Origin of the sequence: Streptomyces sp. NBC_00647 (genome assembly GCF_045207245.1) — a bacterium.
Lineage (GTDB): Bacteria > Actinomycetota > Actinomycetes > Streptomycetales > Streptomycetaceae > Streptomyces.
In genome coordinates, this window is sequence record NZ_CP109040.1 from 2196391 (window position 1) to 2220591 (window position 24201).

Genomic DNA, 24201 nt, shown 5'->3' on the forward strand with positions numbered 1-24201 from the left:
CACCCTCGCCACTCATGATCAGCTTTCCACGCTCCGAAGAACAGTACTTGCAGCCCGAGACGACTGAGAGTGCCGAATAATCAACGTTCCACCCATGAGCAACCACCGTCGAACGTGTGCCGACGTAATGGCCCTGGACCACCAAGCGAACTCGGCGGCCTAGATGCTCCTTAGAAAGGAGGTGATCCAGCCGCACCTTCCGGTACGGCTACCTTGTTACGACTTCGTCCCAATCGCCAGTCCCACCTTCGACAGCTCCCTCCCACAAGGGGTTGGGCCACCGGCTTCGGGTGTTACCGACTTTCGTGACGTGACGGGCGGTGTGTACAAGGCCCGGGAACGTATTCACCGCAGCAATGCTGATCTGCGATTACTAGCAACTCCGACTTCATGGGGTCGAGTTGCAGACCCCAATCCGAACTGAGACAGGCTTTTTGAGATTCGCTCCGCCTCGCGGCTTCGCAGCTCTTTGTACCTGCCATTGTAGCACGTGTGCAGCCCAAGACATAAGGGGCATGATGACTTGACGTCGTCCCCACCTTCCTCCGAGTTGACCCCGGCAGTCTCCTGTGAGTCCCCATCACCCCGAAGGGCATGCTGGCAACACAGAACAAGGGTTGCGCTCGTTGCGGGACTTAACCCAACATCTCACGACACGAGCTGACGACAGCCATGCACCACCTGTACACCGACCACAAGGGGGGCACTATCTCTAATGCTTTCCGGTGTATGTCAAGCCTTGGTAAGGTTCTTCGCGTTGCGTCGAATTAAGCCACATGCTCCGCTGCTTGTGCGGGCCCCCGTCAATTCCTTTGAGTTTTAGCCTTGCGGCCGTACTCCCCAGGCGGGGAACTTAATGCGTTAGCTGCGGCACCGACGACGTGGAATGTCGCCAACACCTAGTTCCCACCGTTTACGGCGTGGACTACCAGGGTATCTAATCCTGTTCGCTCCCCACGCTTTCGCTCCTCAGCGTCAGTAATGGCCCAGAGATCCGCCTTCGCCACCGGTGTTCCTCCTGATATCTGCGCATTTCACCGCTACACCAGGAATTCCGATCTCCCCTACCACACTCTAGCCTGCCCGTATCGACTGCAGACCCGGGGTTAAGCCCCGGGCTTTCACAACCGACGTGACAAGCCGCCTACGAGCTCTTTACGCCCAATAATTCCGGACAACGCTTGCGCCCTACGTATTACCGCGGCTGCTGGCACGTAGTTAGCCGGCGCTTCTTCTGCAGGTACCGTCACTTTCGCTTCTTCCCTGCTGAAAGAGGTTTACAACCCGAAGGCCGTCATCCCTCACGCGGCGTCGCTGCATCAGGCTTTCGCCCATTGTGCAATATTCCCCACTGCTGCCTCCCGTAGGAGTCTGGGCCGTGTCTCAGTCCCAGTGTGGCCGGTCGCCCTCTCAGGCCGGCTACCCGTCGTCGCCTTGGTGAGCCACTACCTCACCAACAAGCTGATAGGCCGCGGGCTCATCCTTCACCGCCGGAGCTTTTAACCCCCACCCATGCAGGCAGGAGTGTTATCCGGTATTAGACCCCGTTTCCAGGGCTTGTCCCAGAGTGAAGGGCAGATTGCCCACGTGTTACTCACCCGTTCGCCACTAATCCACCCCGAAGGGCTTCATCGTTCGACTTGCATGTGTTAAGCACGCCGCCAGCGTTCGTCCTGAGCCAGGATCAAACTCTCCGTGAATGTTTACCGGTAATCCGGTGAAACATCATGAGAGCGGAACAACCGGTCGGAATAGGACCGGCGTTCACAGCGTCCTCGCTGATGCGCCTACCAGGCAGTGCCCGGCAGGACTTTTTCAAAGGAACCTCGTCCCGACCGATCGGCCGGAGACGGGGTATCAACATATCTGGCGTTGATTTTTGGCACGCTGTTGAGTTCTCAAGGAACGGACGCTTCCTTTGTACTCACCCTCTCGGGCTTTCCTCCGGGCGCTTCCCTTCGGTCTTGCGTTTTCGACTCTATCAGACCGTTTCCGTATCCGATTTCCTCGGTGCTTTCCAGGTTCTCGCTTTCGCGTTTCCCTTTCCGGCGAGTCCGACTCTATCAGTGGTTTTCCGTCTCTCTGACCACCGTCCCGTAGACATACGGAAGGGGACCCCGAGATAGGATCTGACAAGTTGGGTGCTGCCGGGCAACGACGCTTGGTCACGCCGCTCATCCTCAAGCAGGAGTACGACTCTACATCGGGGCCGGGAGCGGGCGCAAATCGTTTGCCCTGTGCTCTACGGCGCCAACCGGGACCTCTCGCACGGAACCGGCACTTCATATGACATACCCTGCTCAGCAGTGTGCCGTCCGGGACAGGCAGTGACGGCCCATATAGATCTCCACCCCTGGGAGGCTTCCCATGACCACAGTGACGTCCCCTCTTGCAGGACGCGCCATCGGCCTTGCCGCGGTACCGGACCCCGTGTTCTCCGGGGCCATGGTCGGTCCCGGCACGGCGATCGACCCGGTGCGTGAACCCTCGGAGGCTGTCGCCCCCGTGGACGGAGTGATCGTCTCTCTTCACCCGCACGCGTTCGTCGTCGTCGACAGCGAGGGCCACGGTCTCCTCACGCACCTGGGCATCGACACCGTGCAGCTCAATGGCGAGGGCTTCGAGCTGCTCGTCAACAAGGGGGACACCGTGACGCGCGGTCAGAGCATCGTGCGGTGGAACCCGGCTTCGGTCGAGGCCGCCGGTAAGTCCCCGGTGTGCCCGGTCGTGGCTCTCGAAGCCACGGCGGACTCCCTCTCCGACGTCCGCGAGGACGGCGATGTGAAGGCCGGCGACGAGCTCTTCGGCTGGCAGTGACATCAACGCTGTCTCAGACGGCGCGTTCGACAACCATCACGGCGGCGAGACCTGCCGCACTATCGGAGACGGGTGAGATGGAGACAACGCTGCGAGGCGTCGGCGTGAGCCACGGTGTGGCGATCGGCGAGGTTCGGCACATGGGAACGGCGGTTCTCGAACCGCCGGCCAAGCAGATTCCCGCGGAGGACGCGGAGCGCGAACAGGGGCGTGCCCGCAAGGCCGTGGAAGCTGTGGCAGCCGACCTGATTGCGCGCGGCAATCTGGCGGGGGGCGAAGCCCAGGCGGTGCTCGAAGCCCAGGCCATGATGGCCCAGGACCCGGAGCTGACGGCTGACGTGAACCGGCGGATCGCCGTCGGCAGCACGGCCGAGCGTGCGGTCTACGACGCGCTCGCCGCCTACCGGGCGCTGCTGGCCGGCGCCGGTGAGTACCTCGCCGGACGCGTGGCCGACCTCGACGACGTGCGGAACCGTATCGTCGCGCGGCTGCTCGGCGTGCCCATGCCGGGAGTCCCGGACAGTGACGAGCCCTACGTCCTTATTGCACGTGACCTGGCTCCCGCCGACACGGCGCTGCTCGACCCGACGCTGGTTCTCGGCTTCGTCACCGAGGAGGGCGGGCCGACCAGCCACAGCGCGATCCTGGCGCGTGCGCTCGGTGTACCGGCGGTCGTGGCGCTCCCCGGCGCCGGTGAGATCGCAGAAGGCACCGTGATCGCCGTCGACGGCAGCACGGGTGAGATCTTCGTGGAGCCGAGCGCGGACAAGAAGGCGCAGCTGGAGTCCGCGGCGGCCCAGCGCAAGGCGGCACTCTCCGCATCGACGGGTCCCGGTGCCACCTCTGACGGGCACAAGGTGCCGCTGCTGGCCAACGTCGGCGGCCCTGCCGACGTACCGGCGGCTGTCGAGGCGGGTGCCGAGGGCGTCGGTCTGTTCCGTACCGAGTTCCTCTTCCTCGACGACAGCAAGCAGGCGCCGTCGGAGGAGAAGCAGGTCGAGGCTTACCGCCAGGTGCTCGAGGCCTTCCCGGAGGGCCGTGTCGTGGTGCGCGTGCTGGACGCGGGCGCGGACAAGCCGCTGGACTTCCTGACTCCGGCCGACGAGCCGAACCCCGCGCTCGGTGTGCGGGGGCTGCGATCGCTGCTGGACCACCCCGATGTGCTGCGTACGCAGCTCACCGCCCTCGCGAAGGCTTCGGAGGGGCTGCCCGTCTATCTCGAGGTCATGGCTCCGATGGTCGCGGACCGTACGGATGCCAAGGCATTCGCGGACGCGTGCCGTGCGGCCGGGCTGCAGGCGAAGTTCGGCGCGATGGTGGAGATCCCGTCGGCCGCGCTGCGGGCGCGGTCGATCCTGCAGGAGGTCGAGTTCCTCTCTTTGGGGACGAACGACCTCGCGCAGTACACGTTCGCCGCCGACCGGCAGGTGGGTGCGGTGTCCCGTCTGCAGGACCCGTGGCAGCCGGCGCTGCTCGACCTGGTCGCAATGTCCGCCGAGGCGGCGAAGGCCGAGGGCAAGAGCTGCGGTGTCTGCGGTGAGGCCGCGTCGGACCCGCTGCTCGCCTGTGTGCTGACCGGTCTGGGCGTCACCTCCCTTTCGATGGGTGCCGCGTCGATTCCCTATGTGCGGGCCACGCTGGCCAAGTACACGCTGGCCCAGTGCGAGCGCGCCGCCTCGGCCGCACGTGCCGCGGACACGGCGGAAGAGGCGCGCACCGCGGCGCAGGCGGTGCTGTCCGGCGAGTAGCCGGGCCGCGTCGTCGACGAGCGACATGCGGTGGGTACGGAGGGTCGCTCCATCTGCGGATGGGGCGACCCTTTCGCGTTCAGTGCGTGTGGCCCGTCCCCTTCACCTCGTCACCGAGGTCGGGCGGTACGCAGTAGTCGACGCCCGATTCCGGGGAGACCAGGTCGCCGGATTCGATGTCGGTGCAGTAGGCGTCGAAGACCTCCGCGGCGGTGAGGGGCTCGAGGGTGTCTCCGCGCAGACGCCATCCGTAGACGCGGTCGGTGGTGTCGGGTGCGGTGGTGCGCATGACGAGTCCGCCGGCGCTTGCCGTGGCGATGCCGAGAGCCAGGACGGTGGTGAATTCGAGGGCCTCGGCTTCGTCGAGGCGCGTTGCGCCTTCGGTGCGTTCCTCCGCTCGGAGCACGGCGACGAGTGTGTCCGGTGCCGCCGAGACGCTGCACACGAGGTGGAGGTCTCCTGGGCTCGCGGTGTCGACGACTCGGGTGAGCAGGTGAGCGGCGCGGACGAAGGAGGTGCGGCCGATGTCCTCTCCGCAGGTCGCGCAGGTGCCGATGCGGGCCAGGAGTGTGGTCGCGTATTCCCAGGTGGCCCGGCGGACCGCTTCGTCGACGAGGTCCGGGACCAGCTGGTCGAGGGGTTGTCCGTCGTAGGGAACGGTGGGGCCGGTCGCCGCGAGTTGCGCGGTGAAGCGGGTGCGGCTGGTCGGGGCGTCGGGTTCCAGGCCGCTTTCCGCGCAGTATTCGGCGTACTCGTCGGGGTCGAAGAGCACCACCGTGGTGTGGCTGCCCTGGGCGGCGAGGGTCCTGAGCAGGGCTTCGACCTGTTGGAGATAGGTCGTGTGGTCGTCGAAGGCGAAGGTGCGGTAGCGCCGCATCGCCCGGAAGTCCTGTTCGTCGGTCAGCAGGCCGATGGTGCCGGCGATTTCGCGGCGCAGGACGCGTCGCATGGTGAGGTGCTGGGTGTGCGCCATTTTTTCCCCCTGTGCGCAGTCGATCAATGCTCACTCACGGTAACGGGCGGCACTGACAATGCCGGGCGGGTGAGCCGGTCACGCACGATGCGATGCTGAAACATGCAGGTCAGGGCTATGACTGTACCGAAGAGGGTCCAGCCGGGTGGGCCTGCGGCGATGGCCGCGGTGACGGCGAGTGGCCCGACGCTGCGCTGTGCGGCCTGGGCCAGTCCGTGGACACCGAGATAGGTGCCCTGCGCGGTTTCGGGGGCGAGGGCCACCGAGAGTTCCCAGGAGACGGTGGCGTGCAGCATCTCGGCCACGGTGAAGGCGGCGGCCGCGACGGTCAGGAAGAGGGTCACGGCCACGACTCCGCCGGTTGCGGAGAGCGCCATGGCGGCACCGCCGAGGGCGAAGACGGCGGAGAGCGGCATGAGCAGGGCCCGGGCCGCGGCCGTCGTGGCGCCGAAGCGGGCCAGGGGGACCTGGAGGGTCACGACCATCACGTTGTTGAGGACCATCAGCAGTGGTGCGAGCCCGTGCGGTGCGTGGTCGGAGTGGGCGATCCACAGGGGCAGCCCGACCTTGAACACGGCGTCGTCGAGGAAGAGGACGGTCTCGGTGGCCACGTAGGCGAGGTAGGTGCGGTCGCGCCACGGACTGACCGGCCGCGTCGCGGGGACGGGGTCCTTCGATGTGGCGATCGTGCGGGTGGCCGAGGGCGATTCGCCGCAGCGGGCGGTCGCGAGGGCGACGGCCACGAACGAGACGGCGTCACCCGCGAGCAGCCATTGGTACGCGGCGGTGGTGCCGATGGTGAGCGCCGCCGCCGCGACGAGGCCTCCCAGGGCCCAACCGGCGTTGGCGACGGTCCGGTTGACCGCTTGGTAGCGGACACGGTCGGGTCCCGCGACGCGGGTGGCGTAGAGCTTGGTGAGGACGTTCGCGGCGCGGTCGCCGAAGCTGCCCGCGGCGGAGAACGCCAGGAGGAGGGCGTAGTTGTCGGTGGTCAGCAGCGCGAAGGAGGCGAGGGCGCGCAGGAGCTGGAGCGCGATCAGGACGCGGGTGAGCGGCAGTCGGTCGGCGATCCGGCAGCCCAGGGGCGCGCCCGCGATGCCGACGGCTCCGGCCGCGGCCACGAGGGTGCCGATCTGCGCGACCGAGAGACCGGTGACGTAGGTGAAGTACAGGACGGAGACGGATGCCCACAGTCCGCTGCCGATGCGGTCCATCAGGGCGATCCAGAGCATTCTGCGGCCGTCGGGGCCTCCTGGAATGCGGGTCGACCATGCGGCTGCGCGGCGCATCGGACTCACTGTTCCCCCTTGCCATGGATTATGTATTGATACATACTCAATAACGTGGCAACACAATATGGGATCAGTGGTACGACGGCCAAGGGAATTGCCGCGTCCGTCGAACGGGGCGTGGCCGAAGGCTCTTTGGAGCCGGGCACCGCACTGCCTCCGGTGCGCGCCCTGGCCGATCGGCTCGGCGTGAGCCCGGGGACGGTCGCGACGGCGTACAAGGAGTTGCGGCGGCGCGCGATCGTGGTGACTCGTGGGCGCGGCGGAACCGTGGTCGCCGCCGCGCCCGCCGTGGCGTCACGGCGGCCGCCGCGTGTGCCTGACGGGCTGCGCGACGTGGCCGGCGGGCATCCGGACCCCGAACTCCTCCCCCATCTGGTGCCGCCGTCGCGGCTCTCCCCCGGTGCGCGATCGCATCGGAGTACGCCGCGTCTGGCACGGCTGGAGGACGTGGTGCGCGACTGGCTGGGGCCCGACGGAGTACCGACGGAACACGTGACGTTCGCTCATGGCGCGCTGGATCTGATCGGGCGACTGCTGTCGGTGGAGTTGCGTCCCGGGGACGCTGTCGCGATGGAGGATCCCGGCTATCACCATCTGCTGGATCTGGTCACGGCGCTGGGACTGCGCACGGTTCCGGTCGCGGTGGACGACCAGGGCATCCGTCCCGAGGCCCTGCGTGCGGCACTACGGGCGGGGGTACGCGCGGTGGTGTGCAGTCCGCGGGCGCAGAACCCCTACGGCGGCGGCTTCTCGGAGGCACGGCGGGACGCACTGGTCGACGTCCTTCAGGCGGAGCCCGATGTGCTGGTCGTGGAGAACGACCACGCGTCGTCGGTCGCCGACGCGCCGCTGCACACCCTGACCACGGGCGGCCTGTCCCGCTGGGTCCATGTGCGGACGGTGAGCAAGTTCCTGGGGACCGATCTCCGATGGGCGGCCGCGGCGTGCGATCCGACGACCTTGGCCCGGCACGACGGCCGCCTGCTGCTGACGTCGGGCTGGGTCAGCCATCTGTTGCAGGAGACGGTGCACGGACTGATGACGGACGAGAGCACGCGCGCGTTGGTGGCGCGCGCTCAGGAGACGTACGCGCTGCGTCGGAACGCACTCGTCCGTGAGCTCGCCGACCGGGGCATGGCGGCCCACGGCGTGAGCGGGCTGAACGTCTGGGTACCGGTGCGGGACGAGTCGGCCGTCGTGAACGGGCTGCGCTCGTACGGATGGTGGGTCGCGGCGGGTGCGCGCTTCCGCACCTCCGCCGCACCCGGCGTACGCATCTCGGTCGCGGAACTCGCACCCGCCGACGCCGTGCGCCTGGCCTCGGACTTCGCCGCTGTGCTCGGCGAGTCCGAGGCCACGTACGGAGGCTGATCAGCCGCGCTTGCGGGCCAGCTCTTCGTAGAAGCGCAGGAGCTCGACGTTGTCCACGGAGCCGATGTTGACCGCCTTCTCCATGGGGGCGCCCTGGAGGAGACGCTTGACGGGCACCTCGATGCGCTTGCCGGTCAGGGTGTGGGGCACTCCGGGTACTTCGATGACCTCGTCGGGGACGTGGCGGGGCGAGAGCTGCTCTCGGATGGTCCGCTTGATGCGGTTCAGCAGGTCCTCGTCCAGCACGGCTCCCGGGGCGAGGTGGACGAACAGCGGCATCCAGTAGCCGCCGTCGGGTTCTTCGATGCCGATGACGAGCGATTCCCTGATCTCGGGGAGTCGCTCGACGGCTTCGTAGATGTCGGCCGAGCCCATGCGCACGCCCTGCCGGTTGAGCGTCGAGTCGGAGCGGCCGTGGATGACGACGGAGCCTCGTGAGGTGACGGTGATCCAGTCGCCGTGGCGCCACACTCCGGGATACGTGTCGAAGTAACTGTCGTGGTAGCGGCTGCCGTCGGGGTCGTTCCAGAAGCGGATGGGCATCGACGGCATCGGGTTGGTGACGACGAGCTCGCCGACCTCGTCGGTCAGGGGCTTTCCGCTGGGGTCCCAGGACTGGAGATCGGTGCCCAGGCCGGCGGCCTGGAGTTCGCCGATGTGCACCGGGAGCGTCGGTACCGCTCCCGCGAAGCAGGAGCACACGTCGGTGCCGCCGCTGACGGAGGCGATCCACAGGTCGTCGCGGACCTCGTCGTGCAGCCAGCGGAATCCGTCGGGCGGCAGGGGCGAGCCGGTGGTGGCGACGCACCGCACGCGCGTGAGGTCGAAGTCGCGCGAGGGGTGGACGCCGGCCTTGCGACAGGCCATGACGTACGCGGCGGACGTGCCGTAGAGGGTCGCTCCCGTGCGTTCGGCGATGCGCCACTGGGCGCCCGTGTCCGGGTACCCGGGGCTGCCGTCGTACAGGACGATCGTGGTGCCCGTGAGCAGACCGGAGACGAGGAAGTTCCACATCATCCAGCCGGTGGACGTGTACCAGAAGAAGCGGTCCTCGGGGCCCAGGTCGCAGTGCAGGCCGAGCTGCTTGAGGTGCTCGACGAGGATGCCGCCCTGGGACTGGACGATGGCCTTGGGGAGGCCTGTCGTGCCGGAGGAGTAGAGCACCCACAGCGGGTGGTCGAAGGGGACCTGCTCGAAGACGGGCTCCACGTCGGCGGAGGTCAGGGCCGCCCAGTCCAGGGCGCCCTCGGGTGCCTCGGTGCCCAGCAGCGGGATGTGCACGACGGCACGCAGGGTGGGCAGTTCACGGCGCAGTTCGGCGACCTCGTCGCGGCGGTCGTGCTCCTTGCCGCCGTAGCGGTAGCCGTCGACGCTGAAGAGGACCACGGGCTCGACCTGCTGGAAGCGGTCGAGGACGCTGCGGGCACCGAAATCGGGGGCACAGGACGTCCAGACGCCGCCCACGGCGGCTGTGGCGAGCAGGGCGACCACGGCCTGGGGAATGTTCGGGAGATAACCACTGACACGGTCTCCGGGACGTACGCCGAGGGCGCGCAGCTCGGCGGCGAGGGAGCCCACCTGGCGGCGCAGGTCGGACCACGTCACGGGCACGGACTCATGGGTCTCGTCGACATACAGGAGGGCCGGTTCGTCCGCGCGGGTCTCCGCGGCGCGCAGGGCGTGCTCCGCGTAGTTGAGGGACGCTCCGGGGAACCACGCGGCGCCGGGCATGGACCGGTCGCCGAGCACGCGCGCGTAGGGGGTCGAGAACCGTACGTCGAACCACTCGGTGACGGCTTTCCAGAAGGTGTCCAGCTCATCCACCGACCAGCGGTGCAAGGCCGGGTAGCCGCCGTCGGACGGGGCTCCGTGCCGTTCGGCCGCCCAAGCCTGGAACTTCGTGATCTGTGCCTGGGCGATGACCTCGTCGGTGGGCTGCCAGAGCGGTGAGGGGTTCGGAGTGGACATGGAGCGGCTCCCGGACTGTGCGCGTCGTGTGCGTCGGTCGCGCACGAGCGGGGGTGTGCGCGTCACGCGGCTGACACGGACGATGCCATGTGATCGACTTCAGCACCAGGGCACGCCACACATAGTCGGCGACATGAAGATGTGGTGTCGCTACAGGTGAACGGCAGCTGAACGGCTCACTCGTAGGGTTCCGGTAGTGGCAGGGTGAGCACCATGGACGGTCGTGACCTGGTGCGTTCGGTGAAAGCGGTCGGCTCGGGGGGTGCTGCTCAAGGGCTGCTGACGGTGCGTGCCGCATGGCGCAGGAGGCGTGCCGACGCCGCCGGGTTGCCGCGGCGGGGCGCCGAGCGGGCCCGGGTGCCCGGGCCGGTGCTCGGTGTGGAGCCGGGCCCCGGCGGCGGGGTCGTCCGGTTCACCCGGTCGGAGCTGCGGATCACGGTCGCGGTGAACGGAGCGGTGTTCTGGGGCTGGGACGCGGTCGCGCCGGAGCCGTCGTACGCGCTCGCCGGCCGCTGCCCGGAGCCGGACCCGCGAGCCGTCCTGGAGCCGGACAAGGACGGCGGCTGGCGGGTCGTGGCCGAGCGGGTCACGGTCGTGATCTCCCGGCACGGCGCGGTCGAGGTGCTCACCCCCGGTGGGGTGATCCTGCGCCGCGACCTTCCGCCCCGGTGGTGGGAACCCGTCGCGGGCGGCGCGGCCCGCTGGATGCAGCGTTCCGAAGTCGCGGCAGACGCCCGTTTCTTCGGTCTGGGTGGGAGGGCCTCGGGTTCCCGGCTGCGCGACGGGACGTACCGGCTGTGGAACACGGACCCCGGGCAGGCTTTCGGGCCGGGCGACGATCCGCTGTACCTCACGATGCCCGTGCAGATGGTGGTCGCCGACGCGGCCACGCACCTCGTGTTCCACGACACGTCGTGGGACGGCACCGTGACCCTGCGCGAGGGTGAGGAGGGCGCCGGCTCCGGGCACGACCGCGCCGGATCGTGCGAGCTGCGCATGGACGGCGGCCCGCTGCGCTGCTGGGTGATGGTGGGGACTCCCGCGCGCGTGCTGCACGCCTGGGCGTCGCTGACCGGCGCGGCCGCGCTGCCACCCGCCTGGGCCCTGGGGCATCAGCACGCGCGCTGGGGCTTCGGCAGCGAGCAGGAGGTGCGGCGGATCGTCGCGGGCTATCAGGAGCGCGGCCTGCCACTGGACGCCGTGCACCTGGACATCGACCACTACGACGCCCATCAGGTGTTCACGGTCGATCGCGACAACTTCCCGAAACTTCCCGTTCTCGCCGACGAGCTGCGGCGCGACGGAATCCGTCTGGTGTCGATCGTCGACCCGGCGGTCAAGGCCGAGCCGGGCAACGCCGTGTACGACAGCGGTCTCGCGGAGGACGCCTTCGTGCGGGATGTCTCGGGACAGCTCGTGAAGGGGGTCGTGTGGCCCGGGGAGTCCGTCTATCCGGACTTCACGCACGCGCGGGCGCGTGCGTGGTGGGGCGGGCTCTACAAGGAGCGCCTCGCGCAGGGGTTCGCGGGGTTCTGGCACGACATGAACGAGCCGACGTCGTTCACGGCCTTCGGGGAGCCGACGCTGCCGCGCTCGGCCCGGCACTCCCTGGAGGGCCGCGGCGGTGACCACCGCGAGGCGCACAACGTGTACGCGCTCGGCATGGCCCGGGCCGCCTATGAGGGGCTGCGGGAACTCGCGCCCCAGGAGCGGCCGTTCCTCTTCTCGCGCTCGGGGTGGGCGGGCCTGCAGCGCTACGGAGGGACCTGGTCCGGCGATGTGGCGACGGGCTGGCCGGGGTTGCGGGCGTCGTTGTCCCTGGTGATGGGGCTCGGGCTGTGCGGGGTGCCCTACTCGGGACCCGACGTGGGCGGCTTCGACGGCAGCCCGTCGCCCGAGCTCTATCTGCGGTGGTTCCAGCTCGGCGCGTATCTGCCGTTGTTCCGTACGCACGCGAGCCTGCGAGCCGGGCGAAGGGAGCCCTGGGAGTTCGGTGACGAGGTTCTGAAGCACGCGCGCGTGGCTCTCGTCGAACGACGGCGGCTGCTCCCGTACTTCATGACGTTGGCGCACCTGGCGCGCCGCACGGGTGCCCCGTACGTCCGGCCTCTGTGGTGGGGCGCGCCGGAGGACCGGGCGTTGCGCGACTGCGAGGACGCCTTCCTGCTCGGCGACAGCCTCCTCGTGGCCCCCGTACTGGATCACGGGACGGAGCGGCGGGCGGTGCAACTGCCCCGGGGACGCTGGTACGACACGGTCACCGGGGCGGCGTACGAGGGACCGGCGCAGGTGCTGGTCGACGCCCCCTTGTCGCGGATTCCGGTGCTTGCGCGGGCCGGTGCCGTCGTGCCCGTCCGCGGAGCCGACGGCGGTCTGGAGCTGGAGGCGTGGGCGCCCGCCCGAGGGCGCACCGGAGGCGGGCTCGTCGTGCCGGACGCGGGTGACGGCTGGGAGGAGCCGGAGATCGAGCGTTACGTGACCCGCTGGGAAGGTGACGAGGTGGTGGTACGGCGGGCCGGGGAGGGTCCCGGCGAGCCGCCGTATCCCGTGCGGGTGCTGGGGGCACGCTGACCCTCAGATGTATCGTCCGTCGAACCAGGCCCGGGCCGCCAGGGTGTGGAGCGGGAAGGCGAGTTCGGCCGGCCTGCGGAGCAGATGCCAGCCTTCCGTCTCGTCCGTGGCCGCGGACTGCGGCAGTTCGGCGGCCGGACGTTCCGGGAGGAGCCCGAAGAGCAGCAGATGGCCCGCGGGAGAGCTCATCGCGTCGGCGAGCCGCACATCCCTGCTCGCCGCGTCGATGCCCGTCTCCTCCTTGAGTTCACGCACGACGGCGTGGCGCCAGTCCTCGCGGTGGTCGATGAATCCCCCGGGCAGGGCGACGCCCCCGCGCGCGGGAGAGATGGTCCGGGTGATGACGACCAAGCAGGACCCCCTGTCGTCGTAGACGGGCTGCAGGGCCACCGCGACCGGCAGGGGATTGCGGTAGGCCACCGTGCCGCAGGCGGCGCAGGTGCGGGGCCAGCCGGAGATGCCCTCTCCGTAGGGGGCGCCGCAGCTGGAACAGTGCGAATCGGGCGCGAAGTCGGCGGGTGGGTGCGGGGATGCTGACACGCCGCGGACTGTAGCCGATCACGGATCGGGCGTCTTCAGGGCGGTCAGGATCGGGTGGCCGGAACCACCCCCGTGGGCCCCGGCCACCCCCACAGGTACTTCGACGCCCGAGCGGCACCAGTGGTTCGCCCGTGCCCTGCCCAATTCCCGTTGCCCGTGGCAGACTTCTGACGTTCCGTCAGATCCAGCGTCGTGGAGGGATCTTGTCGCGCTCACGCACACCTGTCGTCGCCGGGTGGTTCACCGGGGACGGGAACGACTTCCGCCTGCTGGGCACCCGTTGCTCGGCGTGCACGTCGGTCTTCTTCCCCCGCGAGGACGCCTTCTGCCGCAATCCGGGGTGTGGGGGCGGCGAGCTGACCGAGGTGCCGCTGTCGCCCCGGGGCCGCGTCTGGTCGTACACCGACAGCCGCTACCGACCTCCGTCACCCTATGTGACCGATCCGGAACTCTCCTGGGAGCCCTACGCGTTGATCGCTGTGGAGCTGGAATCCGAGCGCCTCGTGGTCCTCGGCCAGGCGGCTCCCGGGATCACCGTCGCCGATCTGGCCGTGGGCATGGAGGTGGAGGTCGTCCCCGGTGTGCTGCACGAGGACACGGAGACGACCTGGACGACCTGGCACTGGCGGCCGACAGGGGTGACGGCATGAAGGGCGCACGGCGGACGGGGGTGGCGGGATGACCGGCGACGTGGCGGTGCTCGGGGTGGGGATGCACCCATGGGGCAAGTGGGGGCGGCGTTTCGTCGAGTACGGCGTCGTGGCGGCGCGCACGGCACTGACGGACGCGGGGATCGACTGGCGGGACGTCGGCTCGATCGTGGGCGCCGACACCGTGCGCGGAGGCTATCCGGGATATGTGGCGGGGGCGACGTTCGCGAAGGCGCTCGGATGGCAGGGGGCGCGCGTCGCGAGCGTGTACGCGGCGTGCGCGTCCGGGGCCCAGGCCCTCGGCACGGCGCGCGCGCAGATCCTTTCGGGACTCGCGGACGTGGTCCTCGTGGTGGGCGCGGACGCGGCGCCCAAGGGCTTCTTCCGTCCCGCGGGCGGGGACCGGCAGGACGATCCGGACTGGCTGCGCTTCCGTGTCCTCGGGGCGACGAATCCGACGTACTTCGGGTTGTACGCGCGCCGCCGGATGGCTCTGTACGGCGACACCCCGGAGGACTTCGCCCAGGTCAAGGTGAAGAACGCGGCGCTGGGCGCACTCAACCCGAACGCGCGCTACCGCAAGAGGGTCACCGCGGAGGAGGTCGCCGGGTCGGCCGTGGTCGCCGACCCGCTGCGGCTGCTCGACATCTGCGCGACCTCCGACGGCGGTGCGGCCGTGGTGCTGGCCAGCATGGAGTTCGCGCGCCGGCACGGGGCGTCGGAGCCGGTGCGGATCCGCGCTGTGTCGACGGTGACGCCGCGCTATCCCAACACCGTGCTGGACCTGCCGGACATCGCCACGGACTCCGCGGTCGCGGTGGAGGCCGCGGGCGGCACCTTCCGGGCGTCGATCGCCCGAGCGGCATACGAGGAGGCGGGTATCGGGCCCGAGGACCTCTCGTTCGCCGAGGTGTACGACCTGTCGACCGCCCTGGAGCTGCAGTGGTACGAGGATCTCGGGCTCTGCGGGGAGGGCGAGGCCGCGAAGCTGCTGCGCGAGGGCGAGACGGCGCTCGGTGGACGCGTACCGGTGAACGTCAGCGGCGGGCTCGCTTCCTTCGGAGAGGCCGTCCCGGCACAGGCCATCGCCCAAGTGTGCGAGCTGACCTGGCAGTTGCGGGACGGCGCGGGTGACCGACAGGTCGCCGGGGCCCGCGTCGGGATCACCGCGAATCAGGGTCTGTTCGGCCACGGCTCCTCGGTCGTGGCGCTGCGGTAGCCCCGCGTGGCCCGGCCGGGGGCACGGTCAGGGGGCGACCGGCCTGGACCCCGCCGGGCCGCGACAAGCACCCGTGACCGGGGGTTCCCGACCTGGACCGGCCCGCGCTCGAACCAGTCTCCGCAGAAGGTCTGAGCGGCGCGTCCGGATGCCCGTACGCACGCATTGTGACGACTTCGGAATCCTGCGTGAACACCTTATGAATCGGGCACCGGCGCACATCGGCGGCGGCATGCTGCTGCCGTGCCCTCCAGGACGGATACTGTCCGCTTCGCCTTCCAGCCGGTCGTCAATCTGACCACCGGAGGGGTCGCGGCGCTGGAGATACTCGCCCGTCCGGAGTCCGGCGACATCCTGGCGCAGGCCCGCCGCGATCCCGAACTCGACGGGCGGCTGGCCGCGTTGGCCATCCGGGCCGCCGCCCGCAAGGAGACGCTGCTGCCGCTGCACGTCAACGTGTTCGCCGGAACCCTGGCCGACCTCGGCAGGCTCTCGGCGCTGCGGAACGCGGTGCGGGAGGCCGAGCGGCTGCCCTGGGAGGTCACCGTCGACATCGGCCCGCCGTACACGCACGTGCCGCAGCACGCCCTGCTGGAGGCGGTGGCCGTGGTGCGCGAAGAGGGCTTCCGGATCTGCGCGGACGGGATCGGCGACGGCGACGTACCACTACGACTGCTGACGGACCTCGCGCCGGAGTTGATGAAGCTCGACGTGTCCCTGCTGTCGCGCCCCGCCGCCGTGCGTGCCATGCGGACCCTGTGCGAACAGCTGGGCGCACTGCTCTCCGTCGAAGGCGTCGAGACGGAACTGCAGTGCGCCGCCGCGGTGTCGGCGGGCGCGCAACTGGCGCAGGGCGAGCTGTTCGCACCGCCCGCCCGGCTGCCCTCGGCAGACGTATACGTTCCGGCGCTGTCGCCCGGCGCCGTCACCACGCCCCGGTCCGGGCCGTCCGTACGACAGTTCGTACGCCCGGCCGCGCTGCTGCCCACCACCGCATCGGCAGGGCAGGTCAGGGCGCTGCTCACCGGGTCGCCCGACGTGTCCGGCGTGGTGCTCGTGAACCCTTCCGGGATTCCGGTCCGGTCGGTGCACCGGTCACGGTTCCTGTTGTCGATGTCCGGGCGCTACGGGCACGCGCTGTACGCCGATCGGCCAGCCGCCAGACTGGGCGATCCTCCGCGTACGGTCGGCGTCGACGCCACGGCCTGGGAGGTTCTCGACGTCGTCGCGGACGGGGATCGGGACCGTACGTCCGACGACGTCGCGGTCGTCGACCGGTACGGGCGGTGCGTGGGCGTCGTACGCCTCGCGGACCTCGTACGGGCGCTGTCCGAGAGCCGGGTCGAAGAGGCGGCGGGGCTCAACCCGCTGACCCGGCTGCCCGGTTCGGACGCGATCACCGGGGAGGTGGACCGGCGGATCGCGGACCGCAGGATGTTCGCGCTGAGCTGGCTGGACGTCGACCACTTCAAGCAGGTCAACGACGGCGCGGGGTTCGCGGCCGGCGACGAGCTGATCCGGGCGGTGGGGCGGGTGTTGCAGGTCTCGGCGTCCGAGGCGACGCGCGTCGGTCACATCGGCGGCGACGACTTCCTGGTCCTCGCCGACCCGGACAACCTCGTTCCGCTGGCGGCCTCGGTGCTCGACGCGCCCTGGACGGCGGGCGGGCGCGCCGTCACGATGTCGCTGGCCACGGTGGTGTGCGCCCCCGGCAGCGTGAGCGATCACCGGCAGGCGGCCGCCTGTCTGGCACCCCTCAAGCAGGCGGCCAAGGCCCTGAACGGGGCGAGTTGGGTGCTGGGACGAGCGGGGCTTCCCGGGCACGAGGTCCGCCGCGGCACGGGGGCCGCGCCGATGGAGCCGTACGGGCAGACACTGACCGGCTGACCGGCCGACTCACTCGCTCACCGATTCGCTCGCATCTGACCGCCGACCGCAGGCGGCTCGCGGCCGGTCGCCGACCTCTTTGTGCCCTTCGAACCGTTGCGGTCCGCGACCTTGACGCCCCCTGGGTGCCGGTGAACACTTCCGGGTGTCAGTCGGCATCGCCGCATTCGAGCGTCCTCATGCACCGCACCGCTCGAGTCTCCGACCTGTACCCAGGGCCGTCCCCACGGGCGATTCCGCTGCGACGGCACGCTCGTCACGGACGCCGGGCGGGGCGCGGGATCTCCCTGCCTTCGGCTGAAGTAGCCATGGGAAACGCACCCTGCACGGTGGCCCGGAGCGGATCGCCCCGGGCGAAGGCCTAGGAGCCGCCATGAGCAACGGAGACATCTTTGTCGGCGAGTTGATCGGCACCGCGATTCTGATTCTTTTCGGCGCGGGTGTGTGCGCCGCCGTGACCCTGAACAAGTCGAAGGCCCAGGGGGCCGGCTGGGTCGTCATCGCCTTCGGGTGGGGCTTCGGCGTCCTCGCCGGCGCCTACACCTCGGCACCGCTGTCGGGAGGGCAGATCAACCCGGCGGTCACGATCGGATTCGCGATCGAGGGCTCCACGAAGTGGGAGGACGTGCCCTTCTACATCCTCGGACAGTTCGCCGGAGCCATCATCGGGGCCGCCCTGTGCTGGCTGCTCTACCTCGGCCAGTTCAACCTCAACGCCGAGGAGGACAAGGCCATCGAGACGCTGGGGATCTTCTCGACGCGCCCAGAGATCGACAACCCGGTGCAGAACCTGATCACCGAGATCATCGCCACCGCCGCCCTGATGCTGCCCATCCTCGGGCTGGTCGGTGGTAGCAAACACGTCGCGGGCATCGGCAACGCGGGCCTGCCGGTCCTGCTGATCTCCTTCCTCGTCGTGGGCATCGGCCTCTCGCTGGGCGGTCCCACGGGATACGCGATCAACCCGGCCCGCGACCTCGGACCGCGCCTCACCCACGCGCTGCTGCCCATTCCCAACAAGGGCACCTCGGAGTGGAGCTACTCCTGGATTCCGGTGGTCGGCCCGATCGTGGGCGCCGCCATCGGCGCCGGGATCTACAACGTGGCCTTCTGACCGATCGCCGCCTCCCCCGAAAACGCAGCCTCCTGACAAGAACGCACGCTCCTGACGAGAACGCAGCCTCCTGACGAAGAACACGTAAGGGGACGTCATGACGGACAACGCCGAGAAATACGTCGCCGCAATCGACCAGGGCACCACTTCCAGCCGCTGCATCATCTTCGACCAGGACGGCGCGATCGTCGCCGTCGACCAGCGCGAACACCGCCAGATCTTCCCCAAGCCCGGCTGGGTGGAGCACGACGCCACCGAGATCTGGTCCAAGGTGCAGGCCGTGGTCGCGGGAGCGATCGCCAAGGCCGGGCTGCGCGCCGACCAGCTGAGCGCGCTCGGCATCACCAACCAGCGCGAGACGACGGTCCTGTGGGACCGCGCCACCGGCAAGCCCGTCCACAACGCGATCGTCTGGCAGGACACCCGTACGTCGGCGCTCTGCAACGAACTGGGCGGCTCGGACGGCCAGGACCGCTTCCGCGAGCAGACCGGACTGCCCCTGGCCAGCTACTTCTCCGGGCCCAAGGCGGCCTGGCTGCTCGACAACGTCCCGGGCCTGCGCACGCGCGCCGAACGCGGTGAGATCGCCTTCGGCACCATCGACTCGTGGCTCATCTGGAACCTGACCGGCGGCACGGACGGCGGGCGGCACGTCACCGACGTGACCAACGCCGGCCGCACCATGCTGATGAACCTGGAAACCCTCCAGTGGGACCCGTCCATCCTCTCCGCGATGAACATCCCCGAAGCGGTGCTCCCCGAGATCAGGTCCTCCGCCGAGGTGTACGGCACCGCCGTGGGCCAACTCGGTGGTGTCCCGGTGGCGTCGGCGCTCGGCGACCAGCAGGCGGCGATCTTCGGACAGGCCTGCTACGACGTCGGCACGGCCAAGAACACCTACGGCACGGGCAGCTTCCTGCTGCTGAACACCGGTAACCGCCCCGTTCCCTCGAAGAACGGACTGCTGACGACCATGGGGTACAAGATCGGCACGGAAGCGCCGGTCTATTGCCTGGAGGGGTCGATCGCGATCACGGGCGCGCTGGTGCAGTGGTTCCGCGACCAGCTGGGCATCATCCGTTCCGCCGACGAGATCGAAACGCTCGCGGCGAGCGTCGAGGACAACGGCGGCGCCTACATCGTGCCCGCCTTCTCTGGTCTGTTCGCCCCCTACTGGCGCTCGGACGCCCGCGGAGTGGTCACCGGTCTCACGCGGTACGTCACGAAGGCGCACCTCGCGCGCGCGGTCCTGGAGGCGACGAGCTGGCAGACGCGCGAGGTCGTCGACGCCATGTACCAGGACTCCGGGGTGCAGATCACCACCCTGAAGGTGGACGGCGGCATGACCAAGAACAATCTGCTGATGCAGCACCAGGCGGATGTCCTCGGAGTGCCGGTGATCCGTCCGAAGGTCTCCGAGACGACCTGTCTGGGCGCCGCGTACGCGGCGGGGCTCGCGACCGGCGTGTGGAACGACCTCGACGAGCTGAAGACGCACTGGCAGAAGGACGTCGAATGGACACCGTCCATGGAGAGCTCGGTGCGCGACCGCGAGTACCAGAACTGGCGCAAGGCGGTGGAGAAGAGCTTCGGCTGGCACGACGACGCCATCGGCTGACTCCCGCGTCCGCGCCGACGGAGCGTCGGCGCGGAACGGGTGTCCACGCGCGCGTGCGTCCCGCGTGATCCACGCGCGCGTGCGCGACCGCGGCCCGTACCCCGGTCGGCGGGGGTACGGGCCGCACCTGTCCCGCATGACGGCCTCGGGGCCGCGGGGGCGTCCGCGTGACGGCCTCGGGGCCGCGGGGGCGTCGGGTCGCGCGTCAGGTGGCGACGGTCTCCCGGAGGGCGGCGGCGTAGGCCATCGCGTGCTGGACGACGCGGATGAGGACCTCCTTGACGGACTCCCGGTCCCGCGCGTCGCAGAGGACGACGGGCACACCCGGGTCGAGGTCGAGGGCCTGGCGCACGGATTCCGCGGGGTAACGGGCGGATTCCTCGAAACAGTTGACCCCGACGACGAAGGGTATGGACCGCCGTTCGAAGTAGTCGACCGCGGCGAAGCAGTCCTCCAGGCGGCGGGTGTCCGCCAGTACGACGGCGCCCAGGGCGCCGGTGGCGAGCTCGTCCCAGAGGAACCAGAAGCGGTCCTGGCCGGGGGTGCCGAACAGGTAGAGCACCAGGTCCTCGCGGAGGGTGATCCGGCCGAAGTCCATGGCGACGGTGGTGGTGTGCTTACCCTCCACGCCGCTGGTGTCGTCGATGGGCCGGCCCGCCTCGGTGAGGAGTTCCTCCGTGCGCAGCGGCTTGATCTCGCTGACCGCGCCGACGAGGGTCGTCTTGCCCACGCCGAAGCCTCCGGCCACCAGGATCTTGAGCGTGACGGGCTCGACCGGAGGCTTGCCGCGCTCAGAACGCCCGAAGATCATCGATCTCTTCTCCTGCTTGATGGGGGTCGCGCGGCGGTGGGCCGTAGCCTCCGCCGCCGGGGGTTTCGATGACGAGTACGTCGCCGGGGCCGACGTCCGCCGCGCCGCTTCCGCCGAGTTCCGTGACGGTGCCGTCGGCGTGCTCCACCCGGTTGGAGCCGAGGGCACCGGGCTCGCCGCCCGCCATGCCGTACGGCGGCACTCTGCGGTGCTGGGAGAGCGTCGAGACGGTCATCGGTTCGTGGAACGTGATGCGGCGCACGGCGCCGTCGCCGCCACGCCAGTGTCCGGGGCCGCCGCTGCCGTGTCTGATCGCGAACTCGTCGAGTCGGACGGGCAGTCGCCACTCGAGGACCTCGGGGTCGGTGAGCCGCGAGTTGGTCATGTGGGTCTGGACGACGGGGGCGCCGGGGAACCCGTCGCCCGCACCCGATCCGGAGGCCACGGTCTCGTAGTACTGGTGGCGCTCGTTGCCGAAGGTGACGTTGTTCATGGTGCCGGAGCCCTCGGCCTGCACGGCCAGGGCCGCGTAGAGGGCGCCGGTGATGGCCTGGGACGTCTCCACGTTGCCGGCGACGACGGCGGCCGGGGGCTCGGGGGCGAGCATCGATCCCGGCGGCACCACGATGCGCAGGGGGCGCAGACAGCCGTCGTTGAGCGGGATGTCGTCGTCCACCAGGGTGCGGAAGACGTACAGGACGGCGGCGTTGACAACGGCGAAGGGTGCGTTGAAGTTGGTGGTGAGCTGCGCGGATGTACCCGTGAAGTCGACAGTGGCGGCGCGTGCTTCACGGTCCACGGTGACACGGACGCGGATGACCGCCCCCGAGTCGGTCTCGTAGGCGCACTCGCCGCCTTCGAGCGTGTCGATTACGCGGCGTACCGCTTCCTCCGCGTTGTCCTGGACGTGCTTCATGTACGCCTGCACGACATCGAGCCCGAAGTCCTCGATCATGCGTCCGACTTCGTCGACGCCCTTCCGGTTGGCGGCGATCTGGGCACGCAGGTCGGCGAGGTTCGTCCTCGGGTTGCGCGAGGGGTGGGGCGGCTCGGTGAGCAGGGCCAGTGTCTCCGCCTCGCGGAAGCGGCCGTTCTCGGCGAGCAGCCAGTTGTCGAAGAGGATGCCCTCCTCGTCGATGGTGCGGCTGTTCGCGGGCATCGAGCCCGGGGCGATGCCGCCGATCTCGGCGTGGTGGCCGCGCGAGGCGACGTAGAACAGGATCCGGTCACCCTCCGTGTCGAAGACCGGGGTGATCACGGTGACATCGGGGAGGTGGGTGCCGCCGTGGTAGGGATCGTTGACGGCGTACGTGTCGCCCGGCCGCATGCTGCCGCCGCGCCGCCGGACGACCTCCTGGACGCTCGTCCCCATCGAGCCCAGGTGGACCGGGATGTGCGGGGCGTTGGCGACCAGGTTGCCGTCGGGGTCGAAGAGGGCGCAGGAGAAGTCCAGGCGTTCCTTGATGTTGACGGACTGGGCGGTCGACTCCAGGCGGGCGCCCATCTGTTCCGCGATGGACATGAAGAGGTTGTTGAAGACCTCGAGCAGAACCGGATCCGTTTCCGTAGCGAGATCGGAACTCTCCGTGATCGCCGCGCGTTCCATGACCAGATGCCCGTCGTCCGTCGTCGCGGCCCGCCAGCCGTCGTCGACGACGGTCGTCGAGCCCGATTCGGCGATGATCGCGGGTCCGGTCACCCTCTCGCCGGGCGGGAGTTCCTCACGGCGGTGCAGGGGCACGTCGCGCCAGGTGCCGCCCGTGTGGAGCCTGACCGTCTCCCGGGTGGCCGAGGCGGACGCGGGTGCGGCCCCGTGGGGGGCGAGGGCGGACAGATCGGGGGGTTCGGTGAGACCGGTGGCTTCCACGGAGAGGGCTTCGACGACGACCGGGCGGTCGAGGGTGAAGGAGTAGGTGGAGCGATGGCGTTCTTCGAAGGCGTGGGTCATGGTGTCGGGCTCGGTGAGCTCGACGGTCAGCGCCGTGTCCGTGCCGTCATAGCGGAGCTGGGCCCGGCGGGTGATCCGGATGCGGTGCTCGGGGACGTCCTCGGCGAGGAGTTCGGCGCGGGTGGCGCCTTCCAGGTCGTCGGCCGTCTTGAGGATGCCCGGCATCGAGGACGGTTCCAGAGGCGCCTCGACGGACTGTTCGCGCATGGCTGTCGTGTCGGCGAGTCCGATGCCGAGGGCGGACAGGACGCCTGCCATCGGCGGGACGAGGACGGTGCGGATGCCGAGCGAGTCGGCGACCATGCACGCGTGCTGTCCACCGGCGCCGCCGAAGGTGGTCAGCGCGTAGCGGGTGACGTCGTGGCCCTTCTGTACGGAGATGCGCTTGACGGCGTTGGCGATGTTGGCCACGGCGATCTGGAGGTAGCCCTCGGCGACCTGTTCCGGGGTGCGGTCGTCGCCGGTCCTCTCGCGGATCTCACGCGCGAGGGCGGTGAACCGGTCGCGGACCAGGGCGCCGTCGAGAGGCTGGTCCCCGCCTGGGCCGAACACCTTCGGGAAGTGGCCGGGCTGGATGCGGCCGAGTGCCACATTGGCGTCGGTGACCGTCAGTGGGCCGCCGTTCCGGTAGCAGGCGGGTCCGGGGTCGGCGCCGGCCGAGTCGGGGCCGACGCGGTAGCGGGAGCCGTCGAAGTGGAGCACCGATCCGCCGCCCGCGGCGACGGTGTGGATGTCCAGCATGGGGGCGCGCAGCCGGACCCCGGCGATCTGCGTGGTGAAGACCCGCTCGTACTCTCCGGCGAAGTGGGAGACGTCCGTGGACGTGCCTCCCATGTCGAAGCCGATGACGCGGTCGAAACCGGCGAGCTGCGACATCCGGGCCATGCCGACGATGCCACCCGCGGGTCCGGACAGGATGGCGTCCTTGCCGCGGAACTGGCCGGCCTCGGCGAGGCCTCCGTTGGACTGCATGAACATCAGCCGTACGCCCCGGAGTTCATCGGCGACGCGTCGGACGTAGCGGCGCAGCACGGGCGACAGGTAGGCGTCGACGACGGCCGTGTCACCGCGGGGCACCAGCTTCATCAGCGGGCTGACCTCGCTGGAGAGGGAGATCTGCGGGAAGCCGACGCGGGCCGCCAGCTCACCCACGGCTTGTTCGTGGGCGGGGTGGAGGTGGCTGTGCATACAGACCACGGCGACCGCGCGGATCCCGTCGTCGTACGCCTCCTGGAGAAGTACGGCGAGGGCGTCCAGGTCGGGGGCGCGCAGGACGGTGCCGTCGGCGGCGATCCGTTCGTCGACCTCGACGACCCGCTCGTGGAGCAGCTCGGGGAGCTCGATCGCGCGGGCGAAGATGCGGGGGCGGTTCTGGTAGGCGATGCGCAGGGCGTCGCGGAAGCCCCGGGTGGTCACCAGGAGCGTGCGCTCGCCCTTGCGTTCCAGCAGGGCGTTGGTGGCGACGGTGGTGCCCATCCGGACGACGTCGACCGGGGCGCCCGCGGCGTCCCCCGCGTCACCGAGGAGTTCACGGACGCCCGCGACGGCGGCGTCGGCGTAGCGGGCCGGATTGTCGGACAGAAGTTTGTGCGTGAGCAGGCGACCGTCGGGGCGCCGCGCGACGATGTCCGTGAAAGTACCGCCGCGGTCGACCCAGAACTGCCAGCCTGTCAC

The 24201-nt window shown here is 69.7% G+C and carries 15 protein-coding genes and 1 rRNA gene; 9 read left to right on the forward strand and 7 right to left on the reverse strand.

Features of this window, described 5'->3' with window-relative positions; genetic code table 11:
* Positions 1–174: 174 nt before the first annotated feature.
* A 16S ribosomal RNA gene (locus tag OG788_RS09690) occupies positions 175–1700 on the reverse strand.
* A gap of 667 nt (positions 1701–2367) precedes the next feature.
* Between OG788_RS09690 and OG788_RS09695 the strand changes: the two genes are divergently transcribed.
* Complete coding sequence (locus tag OG788_RS09695; protein WP_406370157.1) at positions 2368–2817, forward strand: PTS glucose transporter subunit IIA; 450 nt, start codon at positions 2368–2370, stop codon at positions 2815–2817.
* 77 nt (positions 2818–2894) lie between these two features.
* The gene (gene ptsP, locus OG788_RS09700) at positions 2895–4565 is read left to right on the forward strand and encodes a phosphoenolpyruvate--protein phosphotransferase (RefSeq protein ID WP_406370159.1); all 1671 of its coding nucleotides are present in this window, start codon (positions 2895–2897) and stop codon (positions 4563–4565) included.
* 79 nt (positions 4566–4644) lie between these two features.
* Here ptsP and OG788_RS09705 read toward each other — a convergent pair whose 3' ends face one another.
* Both OG788_RS09705 and OG788_RS09710 read right to left on the reverse strand, forming a co-directional pair.
* Positions 4645–5538, reverse strand: coding sequence for a hypothetical protein (locus OG788_RS09705; protein WP_406370161.1), 894 nt, complete (start codon positions 5536–5538; stop codon positions 4645–4647).
* A gap of 23 nt (positions 5539–5561) precedes the next feature.
* A complete protein-coding gene (locus tag OG788_RS09710; RefSeq protein WP_406370162.1) occupies positions 5562–6770 on the reverse strand; it encodes an MFS transporter in 1209 nt (402 codons plus the stop codon).
* Between the two features lie 111 nt (positions 6771–6881).
* Here OG788_RS09710 and OG788_RS09715 point away from each other — a divergent pair, with 111 nt between their 5' ends.
* A complete protein-coding gene (locus OG788_RS09715; RefSeq protein ID WP_406370164.1) occupies positions 6882–8201 on the forward strand; it encodes an aminotransferase class I/II-fold pyridoxal phosphate-dependent enzyme in 1320 nt (439 codons plus the stop codon).
* On the opposite strand, the gene OG788_RS09720 is transcribed toward OG788_RS09715, so the two are convergent.
* Positions 8202–10169: an acetoacetate--CoA ligase gene (locus OG788_RS09720; protein ID WP_406370166.1), complete on the reverse strand. Its 1968-nt coding sequence runs from the start codon at positions 10167–10169 to the stop codon at positions 8202–8204.
* A 213-nt stretch (positions 10170–10382) separates the two neighbouring features.
* On the opposite strand from OG788_RS09720, the gene OG788_RS09725 reads away from it, so the two are divergent.
* Positions 10383–12740, forward strand: a complete 2358-nt coding sequence (locus OG788_RS09725) for a TIM-barrel domain-containing protein (protein WP_406370168.1) — start codon at positions 10383–10385, stop codon at positions 12738–12740.
* Between the two features lie 3 nt (positions 12741–12743).
* Here OG788_RS09725 and OG788_RS09730 read toward each other — a convergent pair whose 3' ends face one another.
* Positions 12744–13280: an NUDIX domain-containing protein gene (locus tag OG788_RS09730; RefSeq protein ID WP_351539464.1), complete on the reverse strand. Its 537-nt coding sequence runs from the start codon at positions 13278–13280 to the stop codon at positions 12744–12746.
* 203 nt (positions 13281–13483) lie between these two features.
* Here OG788_RS09730 and OG788_RS09735 point away from each other — a divergent pair, with 203 nt between their 5' ends.
* The 5 genes from OG788_RS09735 (at position 13484) to glpK (ending at position 19768) form a co-directional block, all read left to right on the forward strand.
* Positions 13484–13930, forward strand: coding sequence for a Zn-ribbon domain-containing OB-fold protein (locus OG788_RS09735; RefSeq protein WP_406370170.1), 447 nt, complete (start codon positions 13484–13486; stop codon positions 13928–13930).
* A gap of 28 nt (positions 13931–13958) precedes the next feature.
* The gene (locus OG788_RS09740) at positions 13959–15149 is read left to right on the forward strand and encodes a lipid-transfer protein (protein ID WP_406370171.1); all 1191 of its coding nucleotides are present in this window, start codon (positions 13959–13961) and stop codon (positions 15147–15149) included.
* Between the two features lie 243 nt (positions 15150–15392).
* The gene (locus OG788_RS09745; RefSeq protein WP_406370173.1) at positions 15393–17036 is read left to right on the forward strand and encodes an EAL domain-containing protein; all 1644 of its coding nucleotides are present in this window, start codon (positions 15393–15395) and stop codon (positions 17034–17036) included.
* Positions 17037–17409: 373 nt separating this feature from the next.
* Positions 17410–18150 (forward strand): MIP/aquaporin family protein, encoded by a 741-nt coding sequence (locus OG788_RS09750; protein ID WP_406370175.1) that lies wholly within the window; start codon positions 17410–17412, stop codon positions 18148–18150.
* Between the two features lie 97 nt (positions 18151–18247).
* On the forward strand, positions 18248–19768 hold the full coding sequence (glpK, locus tag OG788_RS09755) for a glycerol kinase GlpK (protein WP_266756311.1): 1521 nt from the start codon (positions 18248–18250) through the stop codon (positions 19766–19768).
* Between the two features lie 205 nt (positions 19769–19973).
* Here glpK and OG788_RS09760 read toward each other — a convergent pair whose 3' ends face one another.
* Positions 19974–20579: a GTP-binding protein gene (locus tag OG788_RS09760; protein ID WP_406370177.1), complete on the reverse strand. Its 606-nt coding sequence runs from the start codon at positions 20577–20579 to the stop codon at positions 19974–19976.
* Entirely contained in the window at positions 20560–24201 is a 3642-nt protein-coding gene (locus OG788_RS09765; RefSeq protein WP_406370179.1) for a hydantoinase B/oxoprolinase family protein, read from the reverse strand. The genes OG788_RS09760 and OG788_RS09765 overlap by 20 nt, the downstream gene beginning before the upstream one ends.